At 62.7% G+C, this 16,489-nt stretch carries 13 protein-coding genes; 9 read left to right on the top strand and 4 right to left on the bottom strand.

The genetic code is table 11. From position 1 onward, the window contains the following. Nucleotides 1-3 precede the first annotated feature (3 nt). Entirely contained in the window at nucleotides 4-1,056 is a 1,053-nt protein-coding gene (locus tag NCT03_RS09500; RefSeq protein ID WP_250492596.1) for a sugar ABC transporter substrate-binding protein, read from the bottom strand. A 229-nt stretch (nucleotides 1,057-1,285) separates the two neighbouring features. On the opposite strand from NCT03_RS09500, the gene NCT03_RS09495 reads away from it, so the two are divergent. From NCT03_RS09495 to NCT03_RS09480, 4 genes are all read left to right on the top strand, one after another. After that, nucleotides 1,286-2,167, top strand: coding sequence for a MurR/RpiR family transcriptional regulator (locus NCT03_RS09495; protein WP_244825677.1), 882 nt, complete (start codon nucleotides 1,286-1,288; stop codon nucleotides 2,165-2,167). After that, nucleotides 2,157-3,161 carry an inositol 2-dehydrogenase gene (gene iolG / locus NCT03_RS09490; RefSeq protein ID WP_250492595.1) on the top strand — a complete coding sequence of 335 codons (1,005 nt, stop codon included), beginning with the start codon at nucleotides 2,157-2,159 and terminating at the stop codon, nucleotides 3,159-3,161. The genes NCT03_RS09495 and iolG overlap by 11 nt, the downstream gene beginning before the upstream one ends. Continuing rightward, nucleotides 3,158-4,174: a Gfo/Idh/MocA family oxidoreductase gene (locus NCT03_RS09485; RefSeq protein ID WP_250492594.1), complete on the top strand. Its 1,017-nt coding sequence runs from the start codon at nucleotides 3,158-3,160 to the stop codon at nucleotides 4,172-4,174. The genes iolG and NCT03_RS09485 overlap by 4 nt, the downstream gene beginning before the upstream one ends. Before the next feature lie 66 nt (nucleotides 4,175-4,240). Next, on the top strand, nucleotides 4,241-4,468 hold the full coding sequence (locus tag NCT03_RS09480; RefSeq protein ID WP_062601442.1) for a sulfurtransferase TusA family protein: 228 nt from the start codon (nucleotides 4,241-4,243) through the stop codon (nucleotides 4,466-4,468). A 77-nt stretch (nucleotides 4,469-4,545) separates the two neighbouring features. Here the strand turns inward: NCT03_RS09480 and galU are convergent, their stop codons facing one another. Then, nucleotides 4,546-5,427 carry a UTP--glucose-1-phosphate uridylyltransferase GalU gene (gene galU / locus NCT03_RS09475; protein WP_244825674.1) on the bottom strand — a complete coding sequence of 294 codons (882 nt, stop codon included), beginning with the start codon at nucleotides 5,425-5,427 and terminating at the stop codon, nucleotides 4,546-4,548. A gap of 100 nt (nucleotides 5,428-5,527) precedes the next feature. Further along, nucleotides 5,528-8,395 (bottom strand): valine--tRNA ligase, encoded by a 2,868-nt coding sequence (locus tag NCT03_RS09470; RefSeq protein ID WP_250492593.1) that lies wholly within the window; start codon nucleotides 8,393-8,395, stop codon nucleotides 5,528-5,530. A gap of 198 nt (nucleotides 8,396-8,593) precedes the next feature. Between NCT03_RS09470 and NCT03_RS09465 the strand changes: the two genes are divergently transcribed. The 5 genes from NCT03_RS09465 to NCT03_RS09445 all read left to right on the top strand — a co-directional run bounded on the left by NCT03_RS09465 (nucleotide 8,594) and on the right by NCT03_RS09445 (nucleotide 14,836). Continuing rightward, a complete protein-coding gene (locus NCT03_RS09465; RefSeq protein WP_244825671.1) occupies nucleotides 8,594-10,957 on the top strand; it encodes a UvrD-helicase domain-containing protein in 2,364 nt (787 codons plus the stop codon). Continuing rightward, nucleotides 10,954-11,706, top strand: a complete 753-nt coding sequence (locus NCT03_RS09460) for a 5'-methylthioadenosine/adenosylhomocysteine nucleosidase (protein WP_244825669.1) — start codon at nucleotides 10,954-10,956, stop codon at nucleotides 11,704-11,706. Before NCT03_RS09465 ends, NCT03_RS09460 begins: the two co-directional genes overlap by 4 nt. A gap of 253 nt (nucleotides 11,707-11,959) precedes the next feature. Then, complete coding sequence (locus NCT03_RS09455; protein ID WP_250492592.1) at nucleotides 11,960-12,247, top strand: hypothetical protein; 288 nt, start codon at nucleotides 11,960-11,962, stop codon at nucleotides 12,245-12,247. Beyond that, a complete protein-coding gene (locus tag NCT03_RS09450; RefSeq protein ID WP_250492591.1) occupies nucleotides 12,244-12,735 on the top strand; it encodes a hypothetical protein in 492 nt (163 codons plus the stop codon). Before NCT03_RS09455 ends, NCT03_RS09450 begins: the two co-directional genes overlap by 4 nt. Before the next feature lie 145 nt (nucleotides 12,736-12,880). Beyond that, the gene (locus tag NCT03_RS09445; protein WP_284503139.1) at nucleotides 12,881-14,836 is read left to right on the top strand and encodes a propionate--CoA ligase; all 1,956 of its coding nucleotides are present in this window, start codon (nucleotides 12,881-12,883) and stop codon (nucleotides 14,834-14,836) included. 145 nt (nucleotides 14,837-14,981) lie between these two features. Here NCT03_RS09445 and NCT03_RS09440 read toward each other — a convergent pair whose 3' ends face one another. Then, nucleotides 14,982-16,253, bottom strand: coding sequence for an MFS transporter (locus NCT03_RS09440; protein WP_250492589.1), 1,272 nt, complete (start codon nucleotides 16,251-16,253; stop codon nucleotides 14,982-14,984). Between the last annotated feature and the right edge of the window lie 236 nt (nucleotides 16,254-16,489).

The raw sequence follows: 16,489 nt of genomic DNA, 5'->3' as shown, positions 1-16,489 counted from the left end.
CGGTCAACGATATTGACCGGCGTATTTCACGACCTTGTCGAGATTCTCTTTGGTGATGAAACCCGGACCCGAACGAATGTTCTTCGGTCCATACGACGGCGCGAGGCCATACGTTTCGAGACGCGCCTTGAACTTCGGATTCGCTTCGAGAATCTGGCGAATCTTCACCGGGTCCGTGGTGTGATCCTTCTTGACGATAGCGAGCACGGCCACGGGGATATAGCCCTGCAAGTACGGTTGCTGATCGATTGCGAACTTGATCGTGCCGTCCTTGATGCCCTTCGCGATGTCATCGGAAAAGTCGAAGGTCACGAAATAGAGCTTGTTTTGCAGGCCCATTTGCGTGACGGCCTTGAGCGTCGCCGAGGCGGGCGTGGGTCCGAGCGTGAGTACAGCCTGCGTATCGGGATGATTGCGCAGGTAAGCCGACACCTTCGACTGAATCTCCGTCGGGTCCTGACCGGAGTCGATGGTGGACGCCTTGTAGTCGACGCCGATGGCTTCCGCGAAGCCACGGCAGCGGTCGAATGACACTGTGTTGGTCGCGATATGGTTCACGCACAGGAACGACTTGACGCCCGCGGCCTTCGCCTTTTCGCCTGCGGCCTTGCCCGCCACGTATTCCGGCTGGCCGATATGCATGATCGCCTTGAGTTGCTCGCTTTGCTCTTCGGTGCCCGAGTTGATCGTGACGAGCGGAATCTTCTTCGCCGTCACCTTGTTGAGCGCGCTCTTCAATACGTCGAAGTCCGCGATGGTGGTGATCACGCCGTCGTAATTACGCGCGGCGGCCTGTTCGATGAGACGCGACATATCGGCAATGTCGCCGTTGGGCGGATTGCGATAGTCGGTCTGGACGTTGAAGTCCTCGTCGGCTTGCTTGATCGAATTCTTGATGACGTTCCACCACGAGTCCGAGTCGGGCGCGTGGCTGATAAGGACGAACTTGGCGTCGGGCGCCGCGTGAGCGGCGGACGCCGTCAACAAGGCTGTGCTGCTCAGGATTGCGGCTGCCGCGAGCGCGCGCAACGCGGCTCGGCCATTGCGAATGGTCATTGTCTCCACCTATCTCGGTTTGTTGTTTGATCTGACTTTTCCGCGAGTCGATGCAGCCGTTGCTTGGGGCCGCTTCGAACTCAGCACCAAGAGTAGGCCAAGTTTTCCCGGTCTGCAATAGGAATTGCACCGATGCCATAAATGGAAAATACGTTCCATTTTCCTTGCAGCCTTCTTATAATCGCTTCCACGGCGTCTGCCTTCGCGGCGCCATCGACATGAGCTATCCATGCAGGATGAGACCAGCACCGACGTGCAGAGCGTCGACGATCTGATGCAGCGCATCACCGACGCTTACGACACGTTGCCGCGTCAGTTGAAGAACGTCGCGACGTATATCGAGCAGCATCGGTCGAGCGTGATGATGGATCGTACGAGCGATATCGCCACCGCGTGCGGCGTGCATCCGTCGGCCGTGGTGCGCTTTGCGCAGCGCTTCGGTTTTTCGGGCTTCTCGGACTTGCAGGCCGTGTTCAGGCAGGCGTTCGCGGGCGGCAATGGCTCGCAGCAGAGTTATCAGCAGCGCATTCGCAAACTCATCGACGAAAAGGCGGGCGATGCCTCCGGTGTCTCCGTGGCGCGCGAATTCATCGCGGCGAGCCGCACGGGACTCGACGAACTCGAAGCCGGTCTCGACGACGAACAGTTCGACGCCGCCGTGGAAATGCTCGAACACGCGGAAAACATCTATGTGATCGGCGTGCGGCGCTCGTTCGCGGTGGCGAGCTATATCGTCTACGCGTTGCAGCACACCAGAAAGCGCGTGCATCTGATCTCCGGCATCGGCGGCATGTTCCGCGAACAGGTCAAGAGCGTGAGAAAGGGCGACGTGGTCGTGGCCATCAGCTTCGCGCCTTATGGCAAGGAAACGCAGTATTGCGTGCGCGCCGCGCAGCATCACGGCGCGAAGACGCTCGTGATCACTGACAGCCAGCTTTCGCCGCTCGCGCGTCACGCGAGCGCGAGTCTGCTCGTGAAGGAGGGCAGCGCGTTCGCGTTCCGCTCGCTCACGAGCACCATTTGCTTGTGCCAGGCGCTGTTCATCGCGCTCGCGTACCGGCTCGAACTCAACGTAGAAGAATCCAAGGAGACAGGCGGCTATGACGATTGACGTGGCGGTATTCGGAGCAGGGCGCATTGGCAAGATTCACGCGGCCAATCTCGCGCGGCAGCCTGGCGTGCGCCTCAAGTATGTCGTCGATGTGAACCGCGAGGCCGCGTCGGCGCTCGCTGCGCAATACGGCGCGCAAGTCGCCGATGTCGATGCCGCCATGGGCGACGCCTCGGTGGGCGCGACGGTCGTCTGTTCGAGCACGGACACGCATGCGGACCTGATCCTCGCATCGGCGGCGCAAATGAAGCACGTGTTCTGCGAGAAGCCCGTGGACCTCACGCTCGAACGCGCGCGCGCCTGCGCCGATGCCGTGCAGAAAGCGGGCGTGGTCTGCATGATCGGCTTTCAGCGGCGCTTCGACCCAACTTTCTCGGCATTGAGGACGCGCGTGGAAGCGGGCGAGATCGGCGAACCGGAAATGCTGATCGTGACGAGCCGCGATCCGGGCGCGCCGCCCGTGGAATACATCAAGCATTCGGGCGGCATCTTCAAGGACATGCTGATCCACGACTTCGACATCTTCCGCTGGATGCTCGACGACGAAGCCGACACGCTGCACGCCACGGGCAGTTGTTTGTCCGATCCCGCCATCGCGGAAGCCGGCGATATCGATTCGACAGCCGTCACCATCCGCACGAAACGCGGACGCCTCTGCCAGATCAACACGGCGCGGCGCTCGGGCTACAGCTACGATCAGCGCTTCGAGGTGCTCGGCAGTCTCGGCATGCTGCAAGCGGGCAACGTGCGTCCGACCGAAGTGACGGCATATTCGACCAAGGGCGTGTCGAGCGACGTGCCCGAGGCGTTCTTTCTCGAACGGTATCGCGCGGCGTATGCCGCGGAAATCGCGCATTTCTTCGATGCCGTGACCAATGGCAAGCCCGTGCGCACCACTGTTGCCGACGGCCTCAAGGCGCTCGAACTCGCCGAGGCCGCGACGCTTTCGTGGCGCGAAAAGCGCATCGTGAAGCTCGGGGAGAACGCGGCATGAGCGCGGTGCGGGTGGGCATTGTCGGGCTGGGGCGGCTCGGCCGCAGACACGCGGAAAACCTCGCGTGGCATGTGCCGGGCGCGCGGCTCGTCGCGGCGTGCAGCCCGGTTGAGCAAGAGCGCGAATGGGCTCGCGACAACCTGCCGGAAATCGCGCTCCATGCCGATTACGCCGACTTGCTGACCGATCCGTCCATCGACGCCGTGTGGCTCGTCACGCCGACTTCGCTGCACGCGCGGCAGATCATCGCCGCGTTGCGCGCGGGCAAACATGTGTTCTGCGAGAAGCCGCTGTCGCTCGATCTCGCCGAATGCGACAGCGTGATCGATGAACACGCGCGGCATGCGCATCTGCATGTAATGATCGGCTTCGTGCGCCGTTTCGATGCGAGTTATCGAGATGCCTTCGAGCGCATTGGCGAAGGCGCGATCGGCCGGCCGTTCATGGTGCGCTCGCAGACCTGCGACAAGAATGATCCGGATGGTTTTTTCGTGCGCTTCGCGCCGACATCGGGCGGACTCTTTCTCGATTGCAGCGTGCACGACATCGACCTCGCGCGCTGGATGCTCGGTAATCCGAAGCCCAAGCGCGTGTTCGCGAGCGGCACGATAGCAATCCACGAAGGCTTGCGCGAATGTGGCGATATCGACAATGGCGTGGGCACGATCGAATTCGACGATGGCCGGCTTGCCGTGCTCTACGCTTCCCGCACGATGGCTCATGGTCACGACACGCAGACAGAAGTCATCGGCACGGCGGGCGCGCTTGCCATTGGGCGCAATCCGCGTGCGAACCGCGTCGAGATCGCCGATGCACACGGCATGCGAAACGTTTGCACGCCGACTTTCTTCGAGCGCTTCGAAGATGCGTTTTTACGCGAAGCGCAAGCCTTCGTCGCGCTCGTGCGAGATGGCACGCCGACCGGCCTCACGCTCGACGATGCGCGCGAGGCGACGAGGATCGGCATCGCCATGCGGCAGGCGTATGAGACCGGCCGCCCGGTGGACTTGTGAACGCTGCGTTAGAATCGGGCCTTCGATGTTTCGCAACACGCAAGGCTTAACGGAATTCAAATCGCGATGGAAGTTCACAAGGAAGTCGACGCGCGCGGGCTCAACTGCCCGTTGCCGATCCTGCGGGCAAAGAAAGCACTCGCCGACATGACGAGCGGCCAGATTCTGAAGGTGCTCGCCACCGACCCCGGATCGCAGCGCGATTTCGCGGCGTTTGCAAGGCAGACCGGCAACGAGATCGTCGAAGTAACCACGCAGGACAAAGTGTTCACCTTTCTAATGCGACGCCGCTGAAAAGGAAAAAGCCCATCACATGACGCGATGGGCTTTTTTTTCGCCTGCCGACGCGGGCGAATTCGACTTACTTCGACTCAGCTGGCCAGGTTCGGCGAGCGCGTGCGCAAATACTCGTCGAAGTCTTTCGACACTTCCGGATGGCGCAGCGCGAATTCCACCGTCGCCTTCAGATAGCCGAGCTTGCTGCCGCAGTCGAAGCGCGTGCCGTGGTACTTGTACGCGAGCACTTGTTCGTCCGATAGGAGCGACATGATGGCGTCCGTCAACTGCAGTTCGCCGCCCGCGCCGGGCTTGATCGAGCGGATGTGATCGAAAATGCGGGGCTTCAGCACATAGCGGCCGACCACGCCGAGGTTCGACGGCGCAACGGCCGGTTCCGGCTTTTCGACGATACCCGAGAGCTTGAAGATGTTGTCTTCCCACTCCTTGCCGTCGATGATGCCGTAGGACTTCGAATCTTCCGCCGGGATTTCCTCGACGCCGATCACGGAGCTGTGATAGTGGTCGAACACTTCGATCATTTGCGACATCACGGGCGGCTTGCCGTACAGCAAGTCGTCCGCGAGGATCACGGCGAACGGGTTGTCGCCGACGAGCTTTTCGGCACACAACACCGCGTGGCCGAGACCGAGCGCTTCGGCCTGACGCACGTAGAAGCAGTCGACATGGCTCGGCTTGATGCTGCGCACGAGTTCGAGCAGCTTGTCCTTGCCGCGCGCTTCCAGTTCGGCTTCGATCTCATAAGACTTGTCGAAGTGGTCTTCGATCGCGCGCTTGCTGCGCCCGGTCACGAAGATCATTTCGGTGATGCCGGCGGCCATTGCCTCTTCCACCGCATATTGAATCAGCGGCTTGTCGACGACGGGCAGCATTTCTTTCGGGCTCGCCTTGGTCGCGGGGAGGAACCGAGTGCCGAGACCCGCGACGGGGAAAACCGCTTTGGTAACTTTTAGCATGTGATAACCCTGATCCTCTTAATCATTTGGAACGTCGAGCAGTTGGGCGAACGGACGAACATCCCCGATCACGCGGCGATGCTACTTCACGACAGCCCAATCAGACAGGCAGCCGCAAAATTTGCGCCCGAAGCTTCTCGATAGTGGTTTCGTATTCTGCCAGCCTTTTTCGCTCCTGTTCAACGACGGCGGGCGGCGCTTTTGAAACAAAGCTTTCATTTCCGAGCTTCGCGTTACATTTGCCTGCTTCGACAGTCAGGCGGTCTACTTCCTTCGTGAGACGCTCGCGTTCGGCGGCGACATCGATCTCCACCTTCAGCACGAGTTTGTTCGCGCCGACGATCGCCACCGGCGCACCTTCCGCTTCGGCATCGAGCGCGGCTTCGTCGTCGATGATCTTCACTTCGGCAAGACGCGACAGTGCGGCGACGTACGGCGCAAACGTATGGAGACGCGCGGCGTCGCCATGTGCGAGCAGCGGCACCTTCACCGCGGGCGACAAGTTCATTTCGCCGCGCAGATTACGGCATGCGTCGATGACAGCCTTGAGTTCGGACGCCCACTGTTCCGCCGTTTCGTCGATCTTCTTCGTCTCGGCGCGCGGATAGGCCTGCGTCATGATCGACAACTCGCCTTCCTTCGTGCCTTCGGGCAAAACGTCGGTCAGCGGCGCCACCTTCTGCCACAGCGCTTCCGTGATGAACGGGATGATCGGATGCGCGAGCCGCAGCACCGTCTCCAGCACGCGCAACAGCGTGCGGCGCGTGGCGCGCTGCTGCTCGGGCGTACCGGTCTGGATCTGCACCTTCGCGAGTTCGAGATACCAGTCGCAGTATTCGTCCCAGACGAACTTGTAAATTGCGCTCGCAACGTTGTCGAAGCGATAGTCCGCGAAACCCTTTTCGACTTCCGCTTCGACGCGCTGCAGGAGCGACACGATCCAGCGGTCCGCCTGCGAATAATCCGTGTAGCCGCCCGGGCCGCAATCGCCCGGCTTGCAGTCGCCGGGGTTCGCAAAGCCGCAATCGTGGCCTTCGCAATTCATCAACACGAAACGCGTGGCGTTCCAGAGCTTGTTGCAGAAATTGCGATAACCCTCACAGCGTGCCAGATCAAAATTCACATTGCGACCCAGCGTGGCCATGGAAGCCATCGTGAAGCGCAGCGCGTCGGTGCCGAAGGCCGGAATGCCTTCCGGAAATTCCTTGCGCGTTTTCTTTTCGATCTGCGCGGCGGCCTTCGGATTCATGAGGCCGGCGGTGCGCTTGGCGACGAGCGGTTCGAGCTCGATGCCATCCACGATATCGATGGGATCGAGCGTATTGCCCTTGCTCTTCGACATCTTCTGGCCTTCCGCGTCGCGCACGAGGCCGTGCACGTAGACCGTGTGGAACGGCACCTTGCCGGTGAAGTGCGTGGTCATCATCACCATCCGGGCAACCCAGAAGAAAATGATGTCGAAGCCCGTCACAAGCACGGTGGAGGGCAGGAACGCGTTCAGTTCCCTGGTTTCGTCCGGCCAGCCAAGCGACGAGAAGGGCACGAGCGCGGAGGAGAACCACGTATCGAGCACGTCTTCGTCGCGGCGCAGCGCACCTTTGTAGCCCTTGGCGTCGGCTTCGGCGCGCGCTTCGTCTTCCGTCTTCGCGACGAAGATCTCGCCGTTTTCGCCATACCACGCGGGAATCTGATGGCCCCACCACAACTGGCGCGAGATGCACCAGTCCTGGATGTTTTCGAGCCATTGGTAGTAAGTCGTGGTCCAGTTCTCGGGCACGAACTTGATCTGCCCGCCGCGAACCACGTCCAGCGACGTTTCCGTGATCGACTTGCCCGGATTGAACGTGCCTTCCGGAGCGGCCTTGGTCATTGCGACGAACCACTGGTCGGTCAGCATCGGCTCGATGACCACGTTGGTGCGGTCGCCGCGCGGCACCATGAGCTTGTGCGGCTTCACGGACTCGAGCAGGCCGAGCGCTTCGAGATCTTTCACCACTTCCTTGCGCGCGTCGAAGCGATCCATGCCGCGATATTTCGCGGGCGCGTTGTCGTTGATCTTCGCGTCGAGCGTGAGGATTTCGATCTGCGGCAGCTTGTGGCGCTGGCCGACCGCGTAGTCGTTGAAGTCGTGCGCGGGCGTGACCTTCACGACGCCCGTGCCGAACTCGCGGTCCACGTAGTCGTCCGCGATCACCGGAATCTCGCGGTCGCCAAGCGGCAGCACGACCGTCTTGCCGATCAGATGCCGATACCGCTCGTCTTCCGGATGCACCATCACCGCAACGTCGCCGAGCATGGTTTCGGGCCGCGTGGTCGCGACCGTCAGATGGCCGGAGCCGTCGGGCAGCGGGTACTTGATATGCCAAAGGCTGCCGTTTTCTTCCTCGCTGACGACTTCGAGGTCGGACACGGCCGTGCCCAGCACCGGGTCCCAGTTCACGAGCCGCTTACCGCGATAGATGAGCCCTTGCTTGTACAAGGTCACGAAGACGTCGCGCACGGCGGCGGACATCTTGTCGTCCATCGTGAAGTATTCGCGCGACCAGTCGATGGAAGCGCCCAGACGCCGTACCTGATTCGTGATGGTCGAGCCGGATTCCTGCTTCCACGCCCAGACGCGCTTCAGAAATTCTTCGCGGCCGAGGTCATGGCGGGAGATTTTCTTGGCGTCGAGCTGGCGTTCGACGACGATCTGCGTGGCAATGCCCGCGTGGTCCGTGCCCGGCACCCACAGCGTGTTTTCGCCGAGCATGCGGTGATAGCGCGTCAGGCCGTCCATGATGGTCTGGTTGAACGCGTGGCCCATGTGCAGCGTGCCGGTGACATTCGGCGGCGGCAGTTGAATGGAGAAATTCTTCGCGCCTTCCTGGAAGGTCGGGGCGGAGTAGCCGCGTTTTTCCCATTCCGGGCCCCATTGGGACTCGATGTTCTGAGGCTCGAAGCTCTTCGCAAGCGTGTTGTCGCTCATCGTGAAATCTGCCGAAAAATGCGTGAAAAGTGCGGGGTAATCCCTGATTATAAGGTTCGAGCGAGTCAATCGGACGAATTCGGGGTGGCCTGCGGCCAGGCGCGGATGCCAGGCGCCGGCGACGCCATCGGCGCGGTCTTATAATGGTCGGCCCGCCGCCAGAGACTTTGGCCCGCTTTTCGCCGTCCACCTGCTCCCATGCCCGACCTGCTCGCGAACCTCAACCCCGAACAACTCGCCGCCGTGACGCTGCCCAACGAGCCCGCGCTGATTCTCGCCGGCGCGGGCAGCGGCAAGACGCGCGTGCTCATCACGCGAATCGCGTGGCTGATCCAGCAGGGCTACGCGTCGCCGCCGACCATTCTCGCCGTGACCTTCACGAACAAGGCCGCGCGCGAAATGATGTCGCGGCTCTCGGCGCTCTTGCCCATCGACACGCGCGGCATGTGGATCGGCACCTTCCACGGCCTGTGCAACCGCATGCTGCGCGCGCATTATCGCGACGCGGGGCTGCCGCAGACTTTCCAGATTCTCGACACCGCCGATCAGCTCTCCGCCATCAAGCGGCTGATGAAAGGGCTCAATGTCGACGACGAAAAATATCCGGCGAAGAACCTTCAGTACTTCATCAACAACGCGAAAGAGCAGGGCTTGCGTCCGAAGGACGTGGACGCCACGGACGCCTTCAACCGCAAGTTCGTCGAACTGTACGAAGCCTACGATCAGCAATGCCAGCGCGAAGGCGTCGTGGATTTCCCCGAACTGCTGTTGCGCTGCCACGAACTGCTCGCGTTCAATGCGCCGCTGCGCGCGCATTATCAGGCACGCTTTCGCAATATCCTCGTCGACGAGTTTCAGGACACCAACAAGCTGCAGTACGCGTGGCTCAAGCAGCTCGCGGGCGAGAGCAACGCCATCTTCGCGGTCGGTGACGACGACCAGTCCATCTACGCGTTTCGCGGCGCGAACGTCGGCAACATGCACGACTTCGAGCGCGAATTCCGCGTGCGTAATCTCATCAAGCTGGAGCAGAACTATCGCTCGCACGGCCATATTCTCGATACCGCGAACTTCCTGATCGCCAACAACTCGCGGCGGCTCGGCAAGAACCTGCGCACGGATGCGGGGCACGGCGAACCGGTGCGCGTCTACGAAGCCGCGACGGATTCGCAGGAAGCGGGCTGGATCGTCGAGGAGATCAAGGCGCTCATCAATACGGGGCTCGCGCGCGGGGAGATTGCGGTGCTGTACCGGAGCAATGCGCAGTCGCGGACCATCGAGCACACGCTCGTGAACGCGGGCATTGCGTATCGCGTGTATGGCGGCTTGCGCTTCTTCGAGCGTCAGGAAGTGAAGCATGCGCTCGCGTATCTGCGTCTGATCGACAACCCGAACGACGACACGGCGTTTGCGCGCGTGGTCAATTTCCCGACGCGCGGCATCGGTGCGCGCTCCATCGAGCAACTCGCCGATGCCGCGCGTCTCTACAACTGTTCGATGGCCGCCGCCGTGCCCTACGTCACGGGAAAGGCAGGTTCGAGCCTCGGCGCATTCGCCACGCTCGTCGCGAAGATGCGCGCCGAAACGCAGCAGATGAGTCTGCCGGAAACGGTCGAATACGTCGTGCGCGCGAGCGGTCTCGCCGCGTTCTACGAGACCGAGCGCGAAGGCCAGGACCGTCTGGAGAACTTGCAGGAAGTGGTCAACGCGGCGGCGGCGTTCGTGAGCGAGGAAGGCTACGGGCTCGATACCCCCGCGCGTTCCGTGCCGCTGCGCCCCGGCGCGACGGCGGCGCCGGAAATCGTGAGCGAGGACGGCGAGATCGAAGTGCTTGACGCGCCCGGCATTGCCGATCCCGCGCAGAACCCCGACACCATGACGCCGCTCGCGGGGTTTCTCTCGCATGCATCGCTCGAAGCGGGCGACAACCAGGCGCAGGCCGGCCAGGATGCCGTGCAACTCATGACCGTGCACGCGGCGAAAGGGCTGGAATTCACGGCGGTGTTCATCACCGGACTGGAAGAAGGGCTCTTTCCGCACGAGAACAGCGCGCAGGAAACCGACGGCCTCGAAGAAGAGCGGCGGCTCGCTTACGTGGCGATCACGCGGGCGAAAGAGCGGCTTTATCTGTCGTTCGCGCAGAGCCGGATGCTGCATGGACAGACGCGCTACAACATTCGCTCGCGCTTTTTCGACGAATTGCCCGAAGGCTCGCTCAAGTGGCTCACGCCGAAGATCGAGCCGGGCGCGCGTTGGGGCGGGCGCGCGGATAACGCCGGCTGGGGCCGCGACTGGTTCGCGCGCCCAGGCCAGGAGCGCGGCGGTTCGGCTTACGGCGGTTCCGCCGCGTCCGCACCGGCGTTGCCGTCGTTCGCCAACGAGCAGCGCGCGGCGGAAAGCGGCTTCAAGGTCGGACAAGCGGTGTTCCACACGAAGTTCGGCGAGGGCACGGTGATCGGGCTCGAAGGTTCCGGCGGCGATGCGCGCGCGCAGGTTCGCTTCAAGCGGCACGGCGAGAAATGGCTCGCGCTCGCGGTGGCGAAACTGCAAGCGGTCGAATGACGATGCTCGGCATCATGGCGGCGCTGCCGCAGGAACTGGGCGATCTCGTCGCGCAGATGCATGCGGCGGGCGAAGTCGAGACGGTGACGCTCGGTCAGCGCGAGTATCACGTCGGCCATGCGCATGGCGTGCGCGTGGTGGCGACGCTCGCGCGCATCGGCAAGGTCGCGGCGGCGGCGACGGCGAGCGCGCTCATTCACGTGTTCAAGGTCGATGCGATCGTTTTCACGGGCGTCGCGGGCGGCGTGCATGCAAATGTCCGGGTGGGCGACATCGTCATCGGCGACACGCTCCTGCAGCACGATCTCGATGCCTCGCCGCTTTTTCCGCGCTATGAAGTGCCGCTTCTGGCCCGCTCTCATTTCGCCGCCGATCCCAGCTTTTGCAATGCGCTCGCGCTGGCGGCCGCGAGTTTCATCGCCGATGAGGGCAGCTCGCTTGCCGAGCGCTTCGCGGTGCATGCGCCGCGTGTGCATCGCGGGTTGATTGTGAGTGGCGATCGCTTCGTCGCGAGCAACGAAGGCGTGCTGGCGCTGCGCGACGCTTTGCCCGATGCGCTCGCGGTCGAAATGGAAGGCGCGGCGCTCGCGCAGGTTTGTTTCGAACACGCGGTGCCGTGCGCCGTCGTGCGCACCATCTCGGATACCGCCGATGCCGCCGCGCCTGAATCGTTCGCGGAGTTTCTCGTGGCGATCGCGGGTGCGTATTCGTCGGGGATTCTGGTGCGGTTTCTTCGGTCTGTGCATTAGCTCCAACGCTCGGGTTTTCCCTTCTGCCGCCAGACCATTTGCCGCTTGTAATTGAGAATGATTCTCAATACAATGCATCACAAGCGCGGATATCGGCATGCCGCAAAGAAGCGCGAACCGCTGCTTCGACGACCGCCATCCCGGCCTGATCCGAGACACAGCGCTGCCGTCAGCGCTTATCCGTAGCTTTGCATCGGAGCCGAAGCCGGCGCGAAACCGCCGGCTTCGTCCGACCAACGAGGCCCGAACATACATGACCAACGATTCCATTCCCACTGCCATCGGCTTGACGCGCGAGCAGGGCGGCGTATCCGAGGCAGGCGAAATTCACGAGGCGCGCAACGAATGCGCGGTCGCGGCCAACGCCGCAAAAGTGCTTGAAACCACGCGTCACGCGTGGAGCCAGGCATCGGAAGCACCGAAAGAAGCCGCGCGCCGGTTGCCGCGCGCCACGAAACCGAAAAAGCGGGCCGTGCCGCGACAGTCGCGCTGGCCGAGCCTGGTTGCCGCGCTGAATTACTGGAGTCCAAAACCTCTGTGAATGCCGCCAATCTCCATTCAAAGCGCGAGTCGCTTTCATCGTCCGTCCCGCTTCCCGATCTCGATCTCGATGCCCGCATGTTCGACGCCAGCCGCTTTCCGCTCGTGCGCCTGCGCCGACGCGCCGTCAAGCCGGGCTACGCGTTTGCATGGTGCGCGCAGATGCGCCGCCTGCTTGCGCTCAACACGCCCTTCGTGATCGTCGCCGAGCACGACGCCGATGAAACCGCCGACGACATTCGCCTGCGCACCGCGTGGCTGCGCAATCAGCGCGTGCAACTCGCGGCGTATTGCCGGGGCATCGTCGTGATCGAGCCGCGTATCGAGGCGCGCGCGACCACGCGTGAAGCGCTGCGTCATTCGACCGAGGGCAGCGGCGTGCGTACGGTCGTGGTATCGAGCATGCGCGTGGCCGGCGAACTCGCGCCCGTGTTGCTCAAGCATTCGGGCGAAGCGGCAGCGCCGGTGTCGAAGAGTCGCGCGGTCTGAAACGTCCGAAGCGTTCGGAGAGGCGAAGCGCGCCTGAATCGATGACACCGATCAGGGCGCGCCCTGTCTAGCAAGGGTTTGCGGGCTGCTCTATGCTCTGTCTTCGTGATGAAGAGATGTCAACGCGGCCGCCCGACGTGGGCGCATGCGGCGTTGGCGGACGCACAGAGACAAGCACAGCCACGCACTTCGCTCAAAGAGGACGCGCATGCCGACTTACCGAGAAGCGTATCGCCGGTCGATCGAGGAACCCGAGGCGTTCTGGGCCGATGAGGCGCGCCGCATCCATTGGCATACGCCTTTCACGCAGGTGCTCGATGCGAGCAACCCGCCGTTCGCGCGCTGGTTCGTCGGCGGCAAGACCAATCTCTGTCATAACGCGGTCGATCGCCATCTCGCCTCGCGCGCGCAGCAAAACGCGCTCGTGTATGTATCGACGGAAACGGGCATCGAGCGCCGTTATACCTACGCCGAACTGCACGCGGAAGTGAACCGCATGGCCGCTGTCATGCGCTCGCTGCACGTGAAGAAGGGCGACCGCGTGCTCATCTATATGCCGATGATCCCCGAAGCGCTCTTCGCGATGCTCGCGTGCGCGCGTCTCGGCGCGGTGCATTCGGTGGTGTTCGGCGGCTTCGCGGCGCCGAATCTGGCAGCGCGCATCGACGATGCGGAGCCCGCGCTCATCGTCACCGCCGATGCCGGCGCGCGCGCGGGCAAGGTGATCGACTACACGCCGCTCGTCGACGAGGCGCTTTCGCGCGCTGAATTCAAGGTGCCGCAAGTGCTTTTGATCGACCGGCAACTGGCGCCCGAGCGGCTGCAGGCGAGCTATCTCGTCTCCTACGAACCCTTGCGCGAAAAATTTTTCGATGCTCACGTGCCATGTGAATGGCTCGAATCGAACGAGCCTTCGTACGTGCTGTACACGTCCGGCACGACCGGCAGGCCGAAGGGCGTGCAGCGCGATGTCGGCGGTTATGCGGTCGCGCTCGCGGCATCGATGGAGCATATCTTTCAGGGCGCGCCGGGCGACACCATGTTCACCGCGTCCGACATCGGCTGGGTCGTTGGGCACAGCTACATCATCTATGCGCCGCTGATCGCGGGCCTGACCACGGTCATGTACGAAGGCACCCCGGTCCGTCCGGACGGCGGCATCTGGTGGCGGCTCGTGGAGCAGCATCGCATCAACCTGATGTTCACCGCGCCCACCGCGATCCGCGTGCTCAAGAAGCAGGACCCGGCGCTGATGCAAGACGCCGATCTGTCCAGCCTGCGCACGCTGTTTCTGGCGGGCGAGCCGCTCGACGAACCGACCGCGCAATGGATTCAGAGCGCGCTGAAAAAGCCCGTCATCGACAATTACTGGCAGACGGAAACCGGCTGGCCGATGATCGCGATTCCACGCGGCATCGAGGCGTTGCCCTCGAAGCTCGGCTCGCCGGGCGTGCCGTCGATGGGCTTCAACCTCACCTTGCGCAACGAGGCGACCGGCGAGATTTGCGCGCCGGGCGAGAAGGGCGTGGTCGCGTTGGGTTATCCGCTGCCGCCGGGCTGCATGCAGACCGTGTGGGGCGACGATCAGCGTTTCATCGACACCTATTGGACTAGCGTGCCGAACCAGTTGGTCTATTCGACTTTCGACTGGGGCGTGCAGGACGAGGACGGCTATGTGTCGATTCTCGGCCGCACCGATGACGTGATCAACGTGGCGGGGCATCGGCTGGGCACGCGCGAGATCGAGGAGGCGTTGTCCGCGCATCCGGCGGTGGCGGAAGTCGCGGTCGTCGGCGTGACGGATGCCGTGAAGGGCCACGCCGCCGCTGCGTTCGTCGTGCTGCGCGATGCGAGCCGTCTCGATGCGCCCGGTGCGCGCGCCGGGCTGGCGGCGGAGCTGTGTCACGCGGTGGATGCGCAACTGGGCGCGATTGCGCGTCCGACGCGCGTGCTTTTCGTGTCGATGCTGCCGAAGACGCGTTCGGGCAAGCTCTTGCGCCGAGCGATCGCGGCGCTGGCCGAAGGGCGCGATCCGGGGGAATTGCCGACTATCGAGGACCCGAGTGCGTTGGGGTTGGTGAAGGCGGCGTTGGAATCGTGAGCGCGAGCAGCGGGCTTTGAATACGCAAGGGCGCTTGCACCTTCACCGGAACGAACCAAGCTGCATCGCCACTTAAAGCACACCGGGCGCGTGATCTCTCGAAGCATCGACGCGCCCGTTAAAGGGAATCACGGCCTGTTAAACCTCAAGCCTTCACCCGCTCCTCGCTCATCTTAGGCAACATCACCGTCAGCACGCCGATCAACGGCAAGAACGCGCAGAGCTTATAAACGAAGTCGATGCTCGTCACATCCGCGAGATGGCCGAGCACTGCCGCGCCCACGCCGCCCATGCCGAACGCGAAGCCGAAGAAGAGGCCCGCCACCATCCCGACCTTGCCGGGAATCAACTCTTGTGCATAGACCAGGATGGCCGAAAACGCGGATGCCAGCACGAGCCCGATGATCACCGACAACACGCCCGTCCAGAACAGATTCACGTAAGGCATGAGCAGCGTGAACGGCGCGACACCGAGAATCGATACCCAGATCACCGCCTTGCGCCCGACCTTGTCGCCAACCGGCCCGCCGATGATCGTCCCCGCCGCCACTGCCGCCAGAAACACGAACAGGTGAATCTGCGCGCTCTGCACAGACACGCCGAACTTGCTGATCAGATAAAACGTGAAGTAACTCGTGATGCTCGCCAGGTAAAAGTACTTCGAGAACACGAGCAGGACGAGCACGCTCATCGCCATCATGACTTTTTGACGCGGCAAGGAATGATGCGCAGCCTGTCCGCGACCCTTCTTCGTCGCGGGATGACGCTTGTACCAGCGGCCGATATTCGCCAGCACGAACATGGCAACGAGCGCCGCGACCGAAAACCACGCAATGCTGCGTTGTCCGTGCGGAATCACGATCAGCGCCGCAAGCAACGGCCCGAGCGACGAACCCGCATTGCCGCCCACCTGAAAGAGCGATTGCGCAAGGCCGTGCCTGCCGCCCGACGCCATGCGCGCAACGCGTGACGATTCCGGATGAAACACCGACGATCCGCAGCCAACCAGCGCCGCCGCGATCAGCAAAGTGCCGAAGTTGCCCGCCACCGACATCAGCAAGAGACCGGACAGCGTGAAACCCATGCCGACCGGCAACGACCACGGCTTCGGATGCTTGTCGGTGTAGAGCCCGACGAGCGGCTGCAGAAGCGATGCGGTGATCTGATAAGTCAGCGTAATCAGGCCGATCTGCCCGAACGAGAGCGAGAACTCGCTCTTGAACATGGGATAGATCGCCAGGATCAGCGACTGGATCATGTCGTTCAGCAGATGCGCGAAGCTGACCGCGCCCAGCACCGAATACACGGTGCGCTGAACGGCAGGCGTGGTGGCCGGTGACGCGCCCGCAGTCGCGGTACTGGCGACCGACGCGCTGCCCGAAGGCGGAAACGCGCCTTTATCGATACTTGTTTGCATGGTGGATGGCGTAAAACGCGTGGAAAAAACGGTTGTCCCAATTCTTGTATTCGCCTGCGACATTTATGCGCAAGCTGAATTTCTGACAAGTGTAGGCTGTCCGCGAGTCGTTGTCCTGCCAAGGTTCGTCGCGAATCGGACATCGTCGGTGTGTTCTCGGCGGCCACGCGAGAGACGAACGCCCGTACACAATCGGATTAAAGAAAGCCGAATGTTTGCCGTAGACCAGCGATACA

Origin of the sequence: Caballeronia sp. GAWG1-1, from assembly GCF_023631465.1 — a bacterium.
GTDB lineage: Bacteria > Pseudomonadota > Gammaproteobacteria > Burkholderiales > Burkholderiaceae > Caballeronia.
This window is presented reverse-complemented; position numbering and strand designations above follow the sequence as displayed.

Excerpts from the sequence above, each read along its gene's own strand:
- iolG (WP_250492595.1), top strand. The coding sequence starts at position 2,157 with ATGACGATTGACGTGGCGGTATTCGGAGCAGGGCGCATTGGCAAGATT.
- NCT03_RS09500 (WP_250492596.1), bottom strand. The coding sequence starts at position 1,056 with ATGACCATTCGCAATGGCCGAGCCGCGTTGCGCGCGCTCGCGGCAGCC.
- NCT03_RS09460 (WP_244825669.1), top strand. The coding sequence starts at position 10,954 with ATGACGATGCTCGGCATCATGGCGGCGCTGCCGCAGGAACTGGGCGAT.
- galU (WP_244825674.1), bottom strand. The coding sequence starts at position 5,427 with ATGCTAAAAGTTACCAAAGCGGTTTTCCCCGTCGCGGGTCTCGGCACT.
- NCT03_RS09445 (WP_284503139.1), top strand. The coding sequence starts at position 12,881 with ATGCGGCGTTGGCGGACGCACAGAGACAAGCACAGCCACGCACTTCGC.
- NCT03_RS09485 (WP_250492594.1), top strand. The coding sequence starts at position 3,158 with ATGAGCGCGGTGCGGGTGGGCATTGTCGGGCTGGGGCGGCTCGGCCGC.
- NCT03_RS09455 (WP_250492592.1), top strand. The coding sequence starts at position 11,960 with ATGACCAACGATTCCATTCCCACTGCCATCGGCTTGACGCGCGAGCAG.
- NCT03_RS09440 (WP_250492589.1), bottom strand. The coding sequence starts at position 16,253 with ATGCAAACAAGTATCGATAAAGGCGCGTTTCCGCCTTCGGGCAGCGCG.
- NCT03_RS09495 (WP_244825677.1), top strand. The coding sequence starts at position 1,286 with ATGCAGGATGAGACCAGCACCGACGTGCAGAGCGTCGACGATCTGATG.
- NCT03_RS09470 (WP_250492593.1), bottom strand. The coding sequence starts at position 8,395 with ATGAGCGACAACACGCTTGCGAAGAGCTTCGAGCCTCAGAACATCGAG.
- NCT03_RS09480 (WP_062601442.1), top strand. The coding sequence starts at position 4,241 with ATGGAAGTTCACAAGGAAGTCGACGCGCGCGGGCTCAACTGCCCGTTG.
- NCT03_RS09465 (WP_244825671.1), top strand. The coding sequence starts at position 8,594 with ATGCCCGACCTGCTCGCGAACCTCAACCCCGAACAACTCGCCGCCGTG.